Source organism: Pseudoalteromonas sp. TB41, from assembly GCF_000497975.1.
GTDB lineage: Bacteria > Pseudomonadota > Gammaproteobacteria > Enterobacterales > Alteromonadaceae > Pseudoalteromonas > Pseudoalteromonas tetraodonis.
Map to the genome: position 1 here is coordinate 18,101 of NZ_AUTH01000024.1, position 15,991 is coordinate 34,091.

General features: G+C 41.8%; 16 protein-coding genes. 4 read left to right on the top strand and 12 right to left on the bottom strand.

Going from position 1 to position 15,991, the window contains the following annotated elements; translation table 11 throughout:
• Positions 1-8: 8 nt before the first annotated feature.
• Genes murG through mraZ form a run of 10 tightly spaced genes read right to left on the bottom strand, consistent with a single transcriptional unit; the run spans position 9 to position 11,083 of the window.
• Positions 9-1,085 (bottom strand): undecaprenyldiphospho-muramoylpentapeptide beta-N-acetylglucosaminyltransferase, encoded by a 1,077-nt coding sequence (murG, locus tag L641_RS0104065; protein ID WP_024601205.1) that lies wholly within the window; start codon positions 1,083-1,085, stop codon positions 9-11.
• The gene (gene ftsW / locus L641_RS0104070; RefSeq protein ID WP_008465286.1) at positions 1,082-2,257 is read right to left on the bottom strand and encodes a cell division protein FtsW; all 1,176 of its coding nucleotides are present in this window, start codon (positions 2,255-2,257) and stop codon (positions 1,082-1,084) included. Before ftsW ends, murG begins: the two co-directional genes overlap by 4 nt.
• Positions 2,254-3,588, bottom strand: coding sequence for a UDP-N-acetylmuramoyl-L-alanine--D-glutamate ligase (gene murD / locus L641_RS0104075; protein ID WP_024601206.1), 1,335 nt, complete (start codon positions 3,586-3,588; stop codon positions 2,254-2,256). The genes ftsW and murD overlap by 4 nt, the downstream gene beginning before the upstream one ends.
• Complete coding sequence (gene mraY, locus L641_RS0104080; protein ID WP_008110692.1) at positions 3,589-4,671, bottom strand: phospho-N-acetylmuramoyl-pentapeptide-transferase; 1,083 nt, start codon at positions 4,669-4,671, stop codon at positions 3,589-3,591. It abuts the gene before it with no gap.
• Positions 4,665-6,053: a UDP-N-acetylmuramoyl-tripeptide--D-alanyl-D-alanine ligase gene (gene murF / locus L641_RS0104085; protein WP_024601207.1), complete on the bottom strand. Its 1,389-nt coding sequence runs from the start codon at positions 6,051-6,053 to the stop codon at positions 4,665-4,667. The genes mraY and murF overlap by 7 nt, the downstream gene beginning before the upstream one ends.
• A complete protein-coding gene (murE, locus tag L641_RS0104090) occupies positions 6,050-7,528 on the bottom strand; it encodes a UDP-N-acetylmuramoyl-L-alanyl-D-glutamate--2,6-diaminopimelate ligase (protein WP_024601208.1) in 1,479 nt (492 codons plus the stop codon). Before murE ends, murF begins: the two co-directional genes overlap by 4 nt.
• Positions 7,521-9,338 (bottom strand): peptidoglycan glycosyltransferase FtsI, encoded by a 1,818-nt coding sequence (locus L641_RS0104095; protein ID WP_013464053.1) that lies wholly within the window; start codon positions 9,336-9,338, stop codon positions 7,521-7,523. The genes murE and L641_RS0104095 overlap by 8 nt, the downstream gene beginning before the upstream one ends.
• On the bottom strand, positions 9,335-9,661 hold the full coding sequence (gene ftsL, locus L641_RS0104100; protein WP_008110697.1) for a cell division protein FtsL: 327 nt from the start codon (positions 9,659-9,661) through the stop codon (positions 9,335-9,337). Before ftsL ends, L641_RS0104095 begins: the two co-directional genes overlap by 4 nt.
• A complete protein-coding gene (gene rsmH / locus L641_RS0104105; protein WP_008110698.1) occupies positions 9,658-10,596 on the bottom strand; it encodes a 16S rRNA (cytosine(1402)-N(4))-methyltransferase RsmH in 939 nt (312 codons plus the stop codon). Before rsmH ends, ftsL begins: the two co-directional genes overlap by 4 nt.
• Positions 10,597-10,624: 28 nt before the next feature.
• The gene (gene mraZ / locus L641_RS0104110) at positions 10,625-11,083 is read right to left on the bottom strand and encodes a division/cell wall cluster transcriptional repressor MraZ (protein WP_008110699.1); all 459 of its coding nucleotides are present in this window, start codon (positions 11,081-11,083) and stop codon (positions 10,625-10,627) included.
• Positions 11,084-11,657: 574 nt separating this feature from the next.
• Here mraZ and L641_RS0104115 point away from each other — a divergent pair.
• Genes L641_RS0104115 through L641_RS0104125 form a run of 3 tightly spaced genes read left to right on the top strand, consistent with a single transcriptional unit; the run spans position 11,658 to position 12,677 of the window.
• Positions 11,658-11,975 carry a hypothetical protein gene (locus tag L641_RS0104115; RefSeq protein WP_008110700.1) on the top strand — a complete coding sequence of 106 codons (318 nt, stop codon included), beginning with the start codon at positions 11,658-11,660 and terminating at the stop codon, positions 11,973-11,975.
• 5 nt (positions 11,976-11,980) lie between these two features.
• Positions 11,981-12,421, top strand: coding sequence for a hypothetical protein (locus L641_RS0104120; protein ID WP_024601209.1), 441 nt, complete (start codon positions 11,981-11,983; stop codon positions 12,419-12,421).
• A 13-nt stretch (positions 12,422-12,434) separates the two neighbouring features.
• Positions 12,435-12,677, top strand: a complete 243-nt coding sequence (locus tag L641_RS0104125; protein WP_008110702.1) for a hypothetical protein — start codon at positions 12,435-12,437, stop codon at positions 12,675-12,677.
• 22 nt (positions 12,678-12,699) lie between these two features.
• On the opposite strand, the gene L641_RS0104130 is transcribed toward L641_RS0104125, so the two are convergent.
• Entirely contained in the window at positions 12,700-13,545 is an 846-nt protein-coding gene (locus L641_RS0104130; protein ID WP_024601210.1) for a pirin family protein, read from the bottom strand.
• A 269-nt stretch (positions 13,546-13,814) separates the two neighbouring features.
• Here L641_RS0104130 and L641_RS0104135 point away from each other — a divergent pair, with 269 nt between their 5' ends.
• On the top strand, positions 13,815-15,122 hold the full coding sequence (locus tag L641_RS0104135) for a cache domain-containing protein (protein ID WP_253944045.1): 1,308 nt from the start codon (positions 13,815-13,817) through the stop codon (positions 15,120-15,122).
• Between the two features lie 17 nt (positions 15,123-15,139).
• Here the strand turns inward: L641_RS0104135 and L641_RS0104140 are convergent, their stop codons facing one another.
• Positions 15,140-15,901 carry an IS5 family transposase gene (locus L641_RS0104140; RefSeq protein ID WP_024600859.1) on the bottom strand — a complete coding sequence of 254 codons (762 nt, stop codon included), beginning with the start codon at positions 15,899-15,901 and terminating at the stop codon, positions 15,140-15,142.
• Positions 15,902-15,991: the final 90 nt, after the last annotated feature.

Here is a 15,991-nt window from a genome sequence, read left to right on the forward strand (position 1 = left end):
TGTTTCACTTATGTTCTCTTATTTGTTACTTGCTCACAGTGCATCGCTACGCTTGCTGTGGCATCTAAAATAGCCTGCTGTTTTGCTTTGGCAGCCATTTTAGTTATTAATAAAGGTTCGGCTAAATAGGGGCTTAAAAGTTCAACAATACTGCGCTGATTAAATTGCCCCTGTGGCATTAATAACGCCCCTTCTGCCATTACTAAATACTGTGCATTGGCTGTTTGATGATCATCAACCGCGTGTGGAAACGGCACAAATACCGCCATTTTACCCGCTGCGGCAATTTCACTTACCGTAAGCGCACCTGCACGACAAATCACAATATCTGCCCAGCTATAAGCGGTATCCATATCATCAATAAATTCAGCAACGGTCACTTGCTCATTGCCCATTTGTTGCTGCTGGTAACTTTCACTTACACTAGCAAGGTGCCCTTTACCGGTTTGATGCCAAATATTAATAGCACTGGTGTCATTTAAGCGCTTAAATGCTTCAGGTAGTATTTGGTTGAGTACTTGCGCACCTAACGAACCACCCACCACTAAAATATTTATAGGGCTGGTTACTTCGCGCTCAGTAATATCAATCACGCTCTGGCGTACAGGATTACCCACCAGCTCTGATTTGCCATTGGCAAAAGCACTGGGGAAAGCCGCTAACACGCGATTAGCACATTTAGCCAACCACCTATTACTCATGCCTGCTACGGCATTTTGTTCGTGAATCACCAAAGGAATACCCAGACTTTTTGCCGCAATACCTGTTGGGCCAGTTACATACCCCCCCATTGCTAAAACGACGTCAGGGCGTTGTTGTTTTAATACCTTACGCGCTTGCAATATTGCATTAATAACCATGAATGGCGCTTTAATAAGGCGTTTTAAACCATTCCCTCGCACGCCTTTTACATCAATAAAATCAATTTCTATGTTGTGCTTGGGCACGACACTGGCTTCCATTCTATCTGGGGTGCCTATCCAGCTAACTTGCCAACCTTGCTGTTTGAGATAATCAGCAACGGCAATCCCTGGAAAAATATGTCCACCTGTGCCCCCTGCTACAACGACTATTTTTTTACTCATCGCTTAGCTCCACCTGACGTGGCTTGTTTCGTTGCCATCTTGGTCTCAAAATCTACACGTAATAAAATACCGGTTGCTATGGTCATCATTAATAAACTTGAGCCACCATAAGAAATAAACGGCAAGGTTAATCCTTTGGTTGGCAAAATACCGGCACTGGCGCCCACATTAACCATGGTTTGAAACGCAAACCAAATACCAATTGCTAAGGCTAAGTAGCCTTCATATTCTTTGCCGTTTTTAAGCGCGTTTTGGCCAATGAGTAAAGCTCTAAATACTAAAGTACCGAGTACCATTAAAATGCTCAGCACCCCCATAAAACCTAACTCTTCAGCAATAACAGCAAAAATAAAGTCGGTGTGCGCTTCTGGTAAATATTGTAATTTTTGTACGCTGTTTCCTAGGCCTTGGCCAAACCAATCGCCTTGACTATAAGCCATTAGTGATTGCACTAATTGGTAGCCTTTGCCAAAAGGGTCATCCCAAGGTTCTAAAAAGCCAACCACACGCGCCATACGATATGGCTCTAACACAATAAGCCCAACAACTAGCGCAATACCGGTTAAAATAAGTGCAAAAAACTGCCAAAGCTTGGCACCGGCTAAAAACAACAAACCAACCGTAGTAACAAACATCACCACAACAGTCCCTAAATCGGGCTGCATTAAAATAAGTGCTGCATAAACTGCAAATACCGCTATGGGTTTAGCAAAGCCTTTTATGTTTTCTTGAACTTCATTGCGCTTACGGACTAAGTAGCCTGCGATATAACTAAAAAAGAACAACTTAGCGAGCTCCGAGGCTTGAATATTAAACGGTCCTACGGGTATCCAGCGGGTCGAACCATTGACTTCACGTCCTACAATAAGTACCACTAATAACAGTACTAAACCGATTAGTAATAAATAGGGGTTAGCTTTTTTCCACCACGACATAGGTACTTGAGTACTAATGCAAAATAAACAAAACGATAGCCCTAAAAAAATGCCATGGCGGATAGTAAAATGATAAATATTACCAAACAGTCTATCGGCTGTCGGCATTGAGGCACTGGTTACCATCACAAAGCCCACACCAATCAGCATTAGCATGCAATAAAGCAGTGGCACATCATAAAGCTGCGCTGAAGGTTTAGGGGTGAGAGCCTCTTTAATATCCGCAAAAGCAATCATGACTGCCCCTGCAATACACATTGCACAAAATCATCGCCGCGTTGCATATAATTGTTATACATATCAATGCTGGCACAGGCAGGTGCGAGTAAAACGGTATCGCCCGATTTACTTAATTGCTTTGCAAGCGCCACAGCCTCAGACATATTATTGGTTAAATGACCTTTAGCACTCAGTGCCACTAAATCTTTGGCATCTTTACCAAAACAAATCAGCGCTTTTACATGCTTTTCAATATAAGGCTTTAACACCTCTAAATCAGCACCTTTAGCATCACCACCAGCAATAACGACTAGGTTTTCGTGCTTACCCGCTAAACTATCTATTGCCGCCACTGTTGCGCCTACGTTGGTGGCTTTAGAGTCGTTAAAGTATTTAACGCCATTAAACTCACCCACAAACTGACAACGGTGCGCTAAGCCATTAAATTGAGATAATGCGGTTTTGTAATGCGCCTTAGTAATTGTAAATGGGCTGAGTAACGCCATCACTGCCAAGGTATTTAAATAGTTATGCTTACCCACAACGGCTAAAGCACTTACTGGTAAATAAGCTTCGCCCTTTACCATAAAGTGCGCTTCGCTATTGTGCTGTGCTAAGTGGTAATTGCCTTGTGTTTCACCAAAGCTCAGTTGTGGTGCTAACGTGCGATTCACAGGGTGTGTTTGCTTATCGTCAGCATTAATCACTATGTGTTCAGCACCATTATAAATACTTAGTTTTGAATCTATATAGGCTTGGTAACTATCATAACGATCGAGATGATCTTCTGAAATATTAAGCACGGTTGCACTAGTCGTTTTTAGGCTTCGTGTGGTATCAAGCTGAAAACTCGATAGCTCTAATACAAATACATCAAAGTCACCGTCAAGCAAATCCAGTACCGCTGTGCCAATGTTGCCACCGAGTGCCACCTTATAACCTGCGGTTTTTAATACTTCGTAGGCAAGTGTTACTACGGTTGATTTACCATTAGAGCCGGTTACAGCAACGACTGGTTTGCTATTAATGCGCGCAAATAACTCAACATCACCAATCACTTCAACGCCTGCGTTAATTGCCTTAACAATTGCTGGTGTTTTTAAGCTCAGCCCAGGACTAATAATAATCATATCGCAAGCACTGAGCGCCGCATTTTCTAGGTCACCAAAGTGAGTTTTTAATTGAGGTGCGTGCTGATTGAGCAAATCAACACCTGGCGGATTCTCTCTGCTATCGACCACATAAGGCTGTATTGATTGAGATAATAAAAAACGCACAATGCCCAGACCGGTTACACCGAGTCCGAGCACTGTTATGTGTTTATTTTTTATCTCGTTTAAATACTGCATTTATCGGATCTTTAATGTCGCAAGGCCAGCGAGTACCAGCACAATAGAAATTATCCAAAAGCGCACAATAACGCGTGGCTCCGGCCAACCTTTAAGTTCGTAATGGTGATGAATAGGCGCCATTCTAAAAATGCGTTGCCCACGTAATTTGTAAGAGCCAACTTGTAAAATTACCGATAGCGCTTCCATTACAAACACGCCCCCCATAATAATCAGTAACAGCTCTTGGCGAACAAGTACGGCAATAATCCCCAATGCACCACCCAGTGCTAATGAGCCTACATCGCCCATAAATACTTGCGCCGGATACGTGTTAAACCATAAAAAACCTAACCCAGCCCCTACAATAGCGGTACATACCACAACCAACTCACTCGCCAGTGGTAAATGCGGAATATGCAAATAAGCCGAAAAATTAATATTACCCGTTAAGTAAGCAATAATGGCCAGTGCTGCAGCCACTAAAATAGTAGGTACAATGGCTAAACCGTCTAGACCGTCGGTTAAATTAACCGCGTTTGACGTGCCCACCAACGCAAAGTAGGTGATCACGATATAAAACAGCCCCAGCTGTGGCAGTACATCTTTAAAAAATGGCACAACAAGAGATGTTTCTGTCGCTTGTGTGCTGCTCATGTAAAGCGCAGTGGCTACAACCAGTGCAATTACCGATTGCCAAAAGTATTTCCACTTTGCAATAAGTCCTTTTGGATCTTTGCGGATCACCTTACGGTAATCATCAATAAAGCCCACAATACCTAATGAGCCAATTACAAATAAAGTGGCCCATACGTATTTATTAGACAAGTCTGCCCATAATAATGTGCTGGTAAAAATAGCTCCTAAAATAAGTAAGCCACCCATGGTCGGTGTACCCGATTTAGATAGGTGCGATTGCGGACCATCATCACGTACTGTTTGCCCTATTTGCATGCGTTGCAACGCACGAATTAACTTAGGACCAAAATACAACGACATCATCAATGCGGTTAAAATACCTAAAATGGCACGCAGGGTTAAATACGAAAAAACATTAAAGCCACTATAATATTGAGTTAAATACTCAGCCAGCCAAACTAACATGATGATACTCCATTGATGGCTTGTTGCTGGCCATTAATTAAATCGGTTACTAAAAGCTCCATGCGAGAACTGCGTGATCCTTTCACGACAAGGGTAATTTTTTTATCTACTTTGCTAATGCTGTTTTGAATTTGCTGCAGCATTTGCTCACGATTAGAGAAATGGCGATTTGGCAGCCCAAATACATCACTGGCACATTTACTTAATACTCCGAGTGTAAATAACTCATCAATGCCTTGCGCTAATGCGTATTCACCGACTTCTTGATGATATTTACGGGCATCTTCGCCAAGTTCACCCATATCACCGAGTGCCAAAATACGATGACCTTGAATATCACTAAGTAAATCAATCGCAGCTTTCACCGACTTTACGTTGGCATTGTATGTATCATCGATAATGGTAAGTGAATCACTGGCTTCAATTAGGTTAACCCGCCCTTTAACTTCACCCATGGTCGCTAACGCGCTGGCAATGTCCTCAAGTGACACGTCAAACTCACTGGTTAACGCCGCAGCAATAAGCGCGTTACTAATATTGTGTTTACCTGGCAGTGCTAACTTAACCGGCACACTGTGTTGCTTGGTGCACAAAGTAAAGCTTGCGCGAGCTTGTGCATCTAGGCTGATGTCTTCAGCCCAAATATCGAGCTTTTCACTACTCGAAAAACATTTAATATTGCGCGTTGCTAACTTATCAAGCCAATATTGACTAAAGTCACTATCGCAATTGACGATGGCGATGCCATCCTCTTTTAATCCGTCGTAAATTTCACCTTTTGCTTGTGCCACACCTTGCAGGCTACCAAAGCCTTCCAAGTGGGCAGCAGCAACATTACATACCACAGCTACATCCGGTTTGGTCATCGCGGTGGTGTACGCAATTTCACCTATGTGGTTAGCGCCTAATTCAATAACCGCAAAGCGATGTTGTGGCTCTAATCTGAGTAAAGTTAACGGTACGCCAATGTCGTTGTTAAAATTACCTTTAGTGGCTAATACATCCCCTTTACTTGATAAAATAGCGGCACACATTTCTTTAACTGTTGTTTTACCTACACTGCCAGTAATAGCGATAGTTTTAGGTGCAACTTGCGCCATCACTGCTGTACCAATTGTGCCTAATGCAATACGGGTATCGGCAACTACAAATTGAGCAATATCGGTATCAACAGCGTGATCGACAATCACGCCTATAGCGCCTTTTTGTTTTGCTTGTTCAATAAATTTATGACCATCAAAATTTGGGCCCTTAAGCGCCAAAAACACTTCACCATCACACAAAGTACGAGTATCGGTGTTTATATTTATCACCTTGCGATTATCACCTTGATAATCGGTTGCTAGCACATTAGCTAGCCAATCAAAATCCATCGGGATCATGCTTGAGACCCTCTTACTGCTTTTTTTAATTGTTGTTGTACAAATTGGCGGTCGCAAAAATCGATGCGTGTATCGCCTATAATTTGATAGTCTTCATGCCCTTTACCGGCAATTAAAATAACCTCACCGGCTTTTGCGTTATCTATAGCAAATTGTATCGCGGCACCGCGATCGGCCTCTAAATAAGCGTTTTCTGGATGCTCTAATCCCGCAGCTACATCATTAATAATGTCATTAGGGTCTTCAGAGCGTGGGTTATCACTGGTAATGATCACTTTGTCTGCAAACTGCTCAGCAGCTTGTGCCATTAGTACACGCTTTCCTTTATCTCTGTCGCCGCCACAACCAAACACACAACTCACTCCACCTGGTACATGTTGCTGCAGCGCTTGTAACGCTAAAGCCAACGCATCTGGCGTATGCGCGTAATCAACAACGCAAGTAGGCATACTTGGCGCTGTAAATGCTTGCATCCTGCCGGCTACCGGCTGTAAATACTCGCATCCTGCTACTAACTGTGTTAATGGATAGCCTAGCGCTAATAGCGTTGCTAACGCAGCCGTTAAATTATAAAGATTAAATTCACCAAACAGCGGTGATTTTATAGCAACATCACCCCAGCTAGTAGTTAATTGCGCCGAAATACCGGTTGCTGAATACTGAACATCTGAAAAATACACAAACTGTGCATTTTTAGGGGCTAAGTTTTTACGGCCATAACAAATAAGACTATTAAAGCTGTATTTTTCAATCCATTGCTCTGCTTGTCCGTCATCCTGATTAAGAATGACATGGTCAGCATCAAAATCACGAAACAGCATTAATTTAGCATCACCATAGCTTTGCATATCGCCATGGTAATCTAAGTGATCGCGCGACAAGTTAGTAAACACTGCAGCTTTAAAATAGCATTGATCAACACGGTGCTGTACCAAACCATGCGATGACACTTCCATAGCAACCAATTGGTGTTGCTCATTTTTTAAGTCGCTTAAAATACGCTGTAAATCGACTGCTGAAGGCGTAGTATTTTGCAGTGGTGTTAAGTTATCTGGATGGCCGTAACCTAAGGTACCAATAATAGCGGCTTGGGTATGACAAAATTGCGCTAAATGAGCAATCATTGCTGTGGTAGTCGATTTACCATTGGTGCCCGTTACGCCAACTAAATCTAAGTGCTTGCTCGGTTGTTGATAAAATTGACTCGCCAATACAGGCAGTTTCTTATTCAATTCTGAGACTAAATAAAGCGGCTCAAAATCACTTTCAAATTCACACAGTCTGTCGGCAATAATTGCACTGGCACCATTTTCAATTGCTTTACTAATAAAGTGCCCACCATCTAACTGGTGCCCTTTTATCGCCACAAACACATCACCTGGTTTTACATCGCGGCTATCTAAACGCAGCTCGTTTACCATTAAACGTGCTGCATCTATTTCTAAATGTTTTAAAATTGTGTGTAAATCACGCACCATCATCTTTGCCCTTCACGTATGCCACCGAGTCTTTGTCTGGGGCAACGTTTAAAATTCTTAATGAATTAGAGATTATTTCTGCAAACGCTGGACCTGCCGTTGCGCCGCCATAATAAACATCTCCACCGGGCTCGTTGATTAATACCACAACGGCTAATCGCGGGTTACTCGCAGGGGCAATGCCCGCAAAATAACCTACATATTCGTCACCATAGCCCCCTGCGGCGGCTTTTTTAGAGGTGCCTGTTTTACCAGCAGCGCGGTAACCATCCACTTTAACGCGGCGTGCGGTACCGCCTTCTTCAAATACGCTTTCCATCATGTGTACAACGGCTTCAACATCTTCTTGTTGAAAGACACGCTCACCTTCAGGTATAGAATCTTGCTTTAGTACAGTAAGCGGACGATTAACCCCGCCTGCACCTAACATGGCGTAAAAACGTGCCATTTGCGCGGTACTCACGGCAATATTGTAACCAAACGAGAGCGCTGCAATTTCATGATCTGACCAACGGCGGTTAGGGTAAAATAAGCCACTACTTTCGCCTACCATGCCAGTACCACTATCACTGCCAAACCCCACTTTTTGATACAAGCCCACAAAGTACTCTTTGGGTACTGTTTGGCTTATTTTGGTTACTCCCATATTACTGGAGTATTTTAAAATTTCGCGCAGCGTCATTTCGCCATGATTACGGGTATCTTGTACTAAGCTGCCCCCTAAGCGCATCCAGCCTGGGTAGGTATCAACTTTGTCATCCGGTTGGATTGTGCCGTAGTCTAATCCAGCTAAAATGGCTAGAGGCTTAACAGTTGAGCCGGGTTCAAACAAATCGGTAATAGCGCGGTTACGACGTTTATGAGGAGCCGCCCCGCTTAAGTTGTTAGGATTAAATGATGGGCTATTGACCATGGCCAAGACTTCACCGGTTTTAACATCTACTACCATGGCAGAACCTGAGGTCGCTTTATAAGTTAATACCGCTGATTTAACTGCTTTATAGGCAATGGCTTGAATTCGCTGATCAATACTTAGTTGAATGCTTTCAGGCTCTACTCGCTCGCGTTCATCAAGCACTTCAACTTCACGCCCTTGCGCATCTTTGCGAATGGTACGGCGACCTTCTTCACCGGTTAACGCGTTTTCATAAAGCTTTTCTATGCCCTCAATGCCTTTACCATCAATATTGGTAAACCCAATAACATGTGCGCTTACTTCACCAGCAGGGTAATAACGTTTTGATTCATCCAATAAATGAATACCAGGTAGGCGTAAATCACCGATGTAATTAGCCACAGCGGGAGTCACTTGGCGTTTTAAATACACAAAGCGACGAGTAGGATCATCAAGTAATCGCGTGTTAATTTTACTAGGCTCAATGCGCAACACATCAGCCAATTCACGCCAGCGTAAATCATTTTTATAATACAGGGCGGTACGCTTATTTAACTCAGCAACATTTTCACGAAGCGTTTGCTGATCTTCACCGTTTTTGCGTGCTTGCCTAAGTACTTTACTAACCAGTGATTTATGCAGGGCTTTAGGATCCGCATACACGCTTACCACAGGCACACTAACGGCAAGCTCTTTACCGTTACGATCGAAAATCATCCCGCGTTGCACATGCAGTTTTTCAATCCGTACCGTACGTTTATCGCTTTCAGAGCGCGCTTTATCAGGTTCAATTACTTGCAAGTACGCAGCACGCGATACCAAGGTCACAAACACTAAAAAAATCACCGCGCACACTAAAATAAAGCGCCATGCTATTAGGTTATTGACTGGTTTTTTGCCTCGCATTCTCATTGTAATATAATTACCTGCTCATCTTGGCTGGTTGGCCGCTTCATTTCGAGTTGTGACGTTGCCACTTCTTCAATGCGCGCATGTTGTGAATAAAACTCTTCTTCCACTAAAAAATAACGCCATTCTAAATCCAATTCGTCACGCTCTTGGAGCAACGAATCTTGCTCAATTAATTGCGCTCGAGAGAGATGAGTTACTTGCACCACACTCAAGCTTGATGCGAATATCACAACCAACAAGGCCAAGGTGATCTTGTTCGCACCTAGGCCTTTAATTATTTCAAGAAATAAATTGGGTTGGCGATAGCTCGCTTTTTTACTCATCCCAACCTCTGTGCGATCCTTAGCACTGAGCTGCGAGAGCGTGGATTACGCGCCACTTCATCAGCACTTGGTTTAATAGCTTTACCCACTGCTTTTAACGTCAGATTTTTATTTATTTGTGCGTCGGTTAAAGGCAGACCTCTGGGTATCGCTTCTCCCTTACTCTGTTTTTTAATAAATTGTTTAACAATGCGATCTTCTAAAGAATGAAACGAAATAACCACTAAGCGACCACCCGGCTTAAGAACTTTAATCGCCGCTTGTAATGCCGTTTGAATTTCCTCTAATTCGCTATTGATATAAATACGAATAGCCTGAAAAGTCCGCGTTGCAGGGTGTTTAAACTTATCTTTCACCGGTACGGCTTCATCGACTAAATCAGCGAGCTGCTTAGTAGTAGTGATTGGCGTGTGTTCACGCACTTCTAAAATTTTGTGCGCAATGCGCTTACCAAATTTTTCTTCACCTAGCTTTTTGATCACATGAGTAATGTCATCTAATTCAGCCTCAGCTAACCACTGCGCTGCGCTGCGACCTGTACTTGGATCCATTCTCATATCGAGCGGACCATCTTTCATAAAGCTAAAGCCACGCGCTGCGTCATCTAGCTGCGGCGACGACACACCAATATCAAGTAAAATGCCATCAACCTGACCAATAAGATCGTTTTGCTCAGCTACCTCGTATAACTTTGAAAAACGAGAATGAGCAATTGAAAAACGTGGATCATCAGCAAATTTTTCAGCAGACTTTATCGCTTGTGGATCTTGGTCAATGGCCTGTAAACGACCGCTTTCACCTAAGCGCGCTAATATTTGCCCTGAATGTCCGCCACGTCCAAAGGTACCATCCATGTATATGCCGTCTGGCTTAATTGCAAGTGCATCTATGGTTTCGTCCATTAATACGGATACGTGTTCAAATTGCGCTGTCATTAGCTGTTATTTGCCTTTTATTTTGCTGCTAGAGGGTGAAGTTATCTAAATCGTCATTCGGTTCAAAATCACCGAGCCTTTCAAGCTCAGTGTCTTGGCGCATCTGCTCGTGCCAACGTGCTTCATCCCAAATTTCAAATTTATTCATTAAACCCACCAGCATAATTTTTTTGCCAAGTTCTGCATGTGAGCGCAATGAAGGCGCCAACAAAATTCGACCGTTTTTATCAAGCTGATACTCTGTCGCATTACCTAACAACATACGTTGCATCCGTCGTGCTCTAGGATTCATATTAGATATTTTTGCTAAACGGCTTTCTATTTCTAACCATTCAGCAAGAGGGTATAACCAAAGGCAAGGCTCATTGAGTGCAACGGTGCAAATTACCGTTCCCTGATCTTCAGACAATAGCGTATCTCGGTACTTAGTCGGTACCGCAAAACGTCCTTTATCATCCAAACTCAGTGAACTTGCGCCACGAAACATAAAAAGCCTATTGTAAATTTATTTTAATCAACTTTTTGATTAACCCGATCCAGTTTGATCCACTAAACACCACTTTTTACCACAGTGCTCCAGTTTAGGGCTTGACAAGCCTTTTTGTCAAGTAAGTCACCCAGCTTTAGCACCCCGCGAAGCCTGAAAAAATAAGGCTCCGATTAAAGCGGTTGAATTGTTTAATAAAAAATCTGATCAGCCAGTAAAAAATTTTTTATCGTTCTTTTTATTAGCTTGTTGGCATTATTTGCTTAATGAATAAACAGTGAATAATTACAATTTATTTGAGCCCTGCTGACCTTTGTGAATTAGAGTCTGTTCAAACTAGATGCGGTTTAATCGTGTCGCGAGGTTTGGAATCGAGTGGACAAAGAAAAAATCAATCTCGAATGCTCAACACGTCCTAGTTTGTAAAAATTACAAACTATTGTCGCAATAGTTACAGTTATAAACCCACTCAAAATTCGTAAATAAAATACAATTTATATAAAACAATAGGTTAAAGACTGGTTTAATCATTGCATCTAAATAATTACTTTTAAAAAACTATTAAGGATTGATTATGGCTACGGCAACGAAAAGCAAAACTCCTATTGATGCAAAACAAGAGATTGAAGCACCGCTAACAGATAAAGCGACATCAGCAGCGCATGACGCAGTTGATGCATTATCAAGCAAAGCGGCGGCGGCAGAAAGTGGCGTTCGTAAAGGCGCAAGCAGCTCAGCTGAAACGCTTAATGAAAAGCAGTTAGCCGCTCGTGAGAAACTAGCAGAGTGTTCGTCTAAAACGCGTCAACTCGCATCAGAAAACCCATTAGCAACGGCGGGGCTGGCGTTTGCTGCTGGTATGTTAGTTACAGCACTGTTTCGTCGTAAGTAATACTAATGCAAAACCAACACTCAACACCAAGTGAATCACAAGGGACAGATTCGCCGTCATCGGCAAAACACGCCGATGACTGGCAAGATCACGTTGCTAAGCTTGCTGACTATGCAGCGCAGCTCAAGGATGATTATCATCAACAAGGAAAGTTGACACATCAGCTGGCAATAGCAGAGTGGAAGCTATCGCTAAGATCCTTAGCACTGATCACCATTCTACTAGGATGTTTTGCCAGTGGCTTGGTGTTACTGTGGGTGGGATTTTTAGGTATTGTAGGCTTTGCCACCTTTGATCTGTTTAGCTCTATTTGGCTGAGCATTGCAGTGGTGATCAGCCTACAAATTTTATGCTTAGTTTGGCTGTGGCGAAACGCCGTTTATCTAAGCAAAAAAATTGGCTTTACTAAAACGCTAAATAGCCTAAAGCAGCTGCTTAAATTATAAGGCACACACAATTATGTTAATCAATTATTTGATCAACTCACCGAACGCTCGCGTGCAACAGCTAGATAAAGAAGTTGTTATGCGATCAGAGCTAAAACGTCAGCATCTTGCAGCTATAAAATACAGAGCCAAACGCTTTGCAGCAACAAAAGTGGGGCTCGCCAGCGCGTTTGCAGCTGGCGCTGTAGTTGAGTCTGCTAAAGGTGATGCTAACACGATAAAAAAATACACTTGGTTATTAAAGCTACTTGCTTAAAAGTCATTCCCGCATCTATTCATCACGACAATGAGCCAAAAAAACCATTTTGATAATCGCTAACAGCCTGGCGAATTTCAGCCTCGGTGGTCATTACAAACGGTCCCATATGTGCAATTGGCTGATTAAGCGGATCACCTGCTAAAATCAGAACACCTGCTGCTTTTTCGGCACGTATGCAAATATCACTCGATGGCTCAACAATAAGTAATTTTCCTGCATCAAAGGTTTCACCTTGCGCTGATTCTAATGACCCAGTGTGTATGTAAATCATCACTTTTTGCTGTTTTAAAGCCGGTAAATTAAGCCCTTCACCCGCAGGCAAAACTACATCGGCTATAGCGCCATTAGCAGCTAAATTTTGTAAGCTTGCAGCCAATTGGTGTGATTCAAATTGCCATGTCCCTGCTAGCGCTTTAAGACTAATACCTTGTTGATTAGTAAAACTCGGTGCTGGATGCTCTGTGGTATCTTGGTATTGAGGCTCACGCATTTTTTGAGCACTTGGCATATTGAGCCAAATTTGAAAACCATGTAAGCCTTGTTCAGCATCGGCAAGGGGCATTTCACTGTGCATAACACCGCTACCGGTGCTCATCCATTGCACGTCACCGGCGCGAATTGCTTCTGTGTTACCCATTTGATCTTTATGCTCAAATCCTCCTTTTAAAATATAGGTAAAAGTTTCGATACCGCGATGAGGGTGAGGAGGAAAACCACCAATATAGTCACTCTCATCATCAGATTTAAGCTCATCAATCATTAAAAATGGGTCTAAATATTTACCATCAAATCCTGGAATACGACGAATATTAACACCATCCCCATCTTGGGTAGCATAAGCAGTTAAAACTTTGGTTATTTTCATTTTTTTTGCCTAAAATAGGTTAAGTAAAAGTATAAAATATTAATTTATTATTATGACTTTACCCGAAAATTAATTAATAAATTTCAGTTATATACAATAAAAGTAAATTTAATATTTGCGATATAACCTTAGTACATTAAAGGTTATTTATGGTAAAACTATTGGTTAGAGTTTTACCCTATATTTATTTGGATACGATTATTTTTACTGCATCATTAAAACATCAGCTTTATCGACTACTTATGCTAATTTGCATGCCTGGGATCGCTGTGATCTTAATTACCTTATGGTTTAGTCGCGATGCAGCACTTAAAGAAAGTGAAAAAAAAGTAATGCATATTGCTGATCATTTAGTTTTACAGCAAAAAAATATTATTGATGATGTACAACGCCTGACCCTATTCTTAGCAAACAAGCACATAAATATTACCAAAATGTCGGTCAATTGCCCGCCTTACTTTTTAGACTTACAAACATTGTATAGCAACATTGCTAATGTGAGTGTTTATGATCGACAAGGCAATATTATGTGTGCAACCAATGGCAATAACCAAGATATAAATATTAGCGATCGTCAATACTTTCAACATGCCCTCACAACTAAAGCGTTTTCAATTGGCTCTTATCAAATTGGTAGAAGTATTAATGCGCCCAGTCTGGCTTTTGCTTCGCCAATATTAGATGAAAACGGCGAAATTACAGGTATGTTAGTTGCTGCAATTGCTTTGCAATGGTGGAATTCAGCGCTTAATAATTTAAATCTGCCCAATAATTCACGCGCAGTGATTACTGATTCTAACAGCTTAGTTTTAGCTAAGTTTCCTTTTTCAGCCGATCGATTAGGTAAAAAAATAACCAATGAAGACCTTGATCATAGCCAACAAGCCGGAATAATTTACAGAGGGAATGATGGGGCGAGCCGGATTTACAATCACACAACGCTTTATAAAGATAATAGCGGTAATCAACTGTCAATTTATATTACTCAGCCAGTTGATAAAACGATTGAGCAGATAGATATTAACTTTGTAAAAATGGTTTTAGGGTTTTTAATGACCATTCTTCTTTTAGCCGTATTGGCTAGACGATTAGTTAATAAAAGCATTTTAAATCCGATTAAAAGTTTAACGCGGGCGGTTAACCGCTTAGTGGCCGGTAATATGCCTCATGACGATGAGCAGCCCAATAGTCCTGAGCTAAATAAACTTTACCATCGTTTTAAATACATGGCCGAAACTCGCTTAACGGCTGAAGCATCCCTTAAACATAAGCATGACGAGCTCAATAGCCTGCTTAATGCATTACCCGATGCTTTTTTACGCGTAGATGCCAATGGCAATATTCTTGATACCGGTGGACGTATTAAATCGTTAAATTATAGCCATTCAACACCCCCTAAAAAATTATCGTGTTTATTCTCTGATGCTAATTTAAAACAAGTGCAAGGGTACTTAATACCCCTGAACGCCCCTGTCACTGTTGAGCTTGAACATAAACAAGATAATCATTTTTATGAAGCTAAAATTAGCCCAATGAAAAAAGCCGATGAGTTTATTATCGTTATTAGGGGCTGTTGATCTTTGTAGTACATATATCAATCAGCCCACATTGGTAGCCACATCATAGTAAATGCTAAAGCGAGCATTGAATGATAATTTCGTTCAAGCTTTTCATACCGCGTGGCTATCCCTCTATATTGCTTAATACGGCCAAATGCATTCTCAACCAAGTGCCGATATTTATACATGCACCAGTCAATATCTTCATTGCCTACTAAACTGTTGCCCTTACGTGGAATAACGGGTGTAGCGTTATTATCACGAACAAACGCTCTCAGTTTTTCACTGTCGTAGCCTTTATCTGCGACAACCATATTACTTGTTGGGCAATTAGCTACGAGTGACTCTGCATGGACGATATCATGCGTATTTCCACAGGATAATTCATAATAAACAGGCAACCCTCCGCTATCGACTGCAAGATGAATTTTCGTAGAATTTCCACCTCGGCTCTTTCCAATTGATTCATTGTCAGCAGTTCTTGCACCGCAACTATGTTGATGAGCCCTGACAATACTGCCATCAATGAAGACCCAATCCATGTCCGCATCACGAGATAATGCGCGAAACAGTTCATTCAAAATCCCTTTTTTGGACCATAAATTAAACCGTCTGTAGATAGCACTCCAACGGCCAAAATCAGAAGGTAAATCTCGCCATGGAATACCTGTGCGCATCTTATACAGTATGCCTTCGAGCGTTTTTCTATGGTCGGGCTTATTATAAATTCGACCACTTAAGTACATTACTTTTGATAAGACATTCCATGTCCCGTCTGTTAGCATTAATCTTGGCATGTAGGTTCGGTGTAAAGTTTTCTGGCGAATTCAATTATACCTTATCTTCATGCTGTTTGTTTTTCATACCACAAAGATCAACACGCCCTA

Coding starts and splice junctions, on each gene's coding strand:
- L641_RS0104115 (WP_008110700.1), top strand. CDS start 11,658: ATGGCTACGGCAACGAAAAGCAAAACTCCTATTGATGCAAAACAAGAG.
- mraZ (WP_008110699.1), bottom strand. CDS start 11,083: ATGTTTCGTGGCGCAAGTTCACTGAGTTTGGATGATAAAGGACGTTTT.
- ftsW (WP_008465286.1), bottom strand. CDS start 2,257: ATGATTGCTTTTGCGGATATTAAAGAGGCTCTCACCCCTAAACCTTCA.
- murG (WP_024601205.1), bottom strand. CDS start 1,085: ATGAGTAAAAAAATAGTCGTTGTAGCAGGGGGCACAGGTGGACATATT.
- murD (WP_024601206.1), bottom strand. CDS start 3,588: ATGCAGTATTTAAACGAGATAAAAAATAAACACATAACAGTGCTCGGA.
- L641_RS0104140 (WP_024600859.1), bottom strand. CDS start 15,901: ATGCCAAGATTAATGCTAACAGACGGGACATGGAATGTCTTATCAAAA.
- L641_RS0104120 (WP_024601209.1), top strand. CDS start 11,981: ATGCAAAACCAACACTCAACACCAAGTGAATCACAAGGGACAGATTCG.
- mraY (WP_008110692.1), bottom strand. CDS start 4,671: ATGTTAGTTTGGCTGGCTGAGTATTTAACTCAATATTATAGTGGCTTT.
- L641_RS0104095 (WP_013464053.1), bottom strand. CDS start 9,338: ATGAGAATGCGAGGCAAAAAACCAGTCAATAACCTAATAGCATGGCGC.
- murF (WP_024601207.1), bottom strand. CDS start 6,053: ATGATCCCGATGGATTTTGATTGGCTAGCTAATGTGCTAGCAACCGAT.
- L641_RS0104130 (WP_024601210.1), bottom strand. CDS start 13,545: ATGAAAATAACCAAAGTTTTAACTGCTTATGCTACCCAAGATGGGGAT.
- rsmH (WP_008110698.1), bottom strand. CDS start 10,596: ATGACAGCGCAATTTGAACACGTATCCGTATTAATGGACGAAACCATA.
- ftsL (WP_008110697.1), bottom strand. CDS start 9,661: ATGAGTAAAAAAGCGAGCTATCGCCAACCCAATTTATTTCTTGAAATA.
- L641_RS0104125 (WP_008110702.1), top strand. CDS start 12,435: ATGTTAATCAATTATTTGATCAACTCACCGAACGCTCGCGTGCAACAG.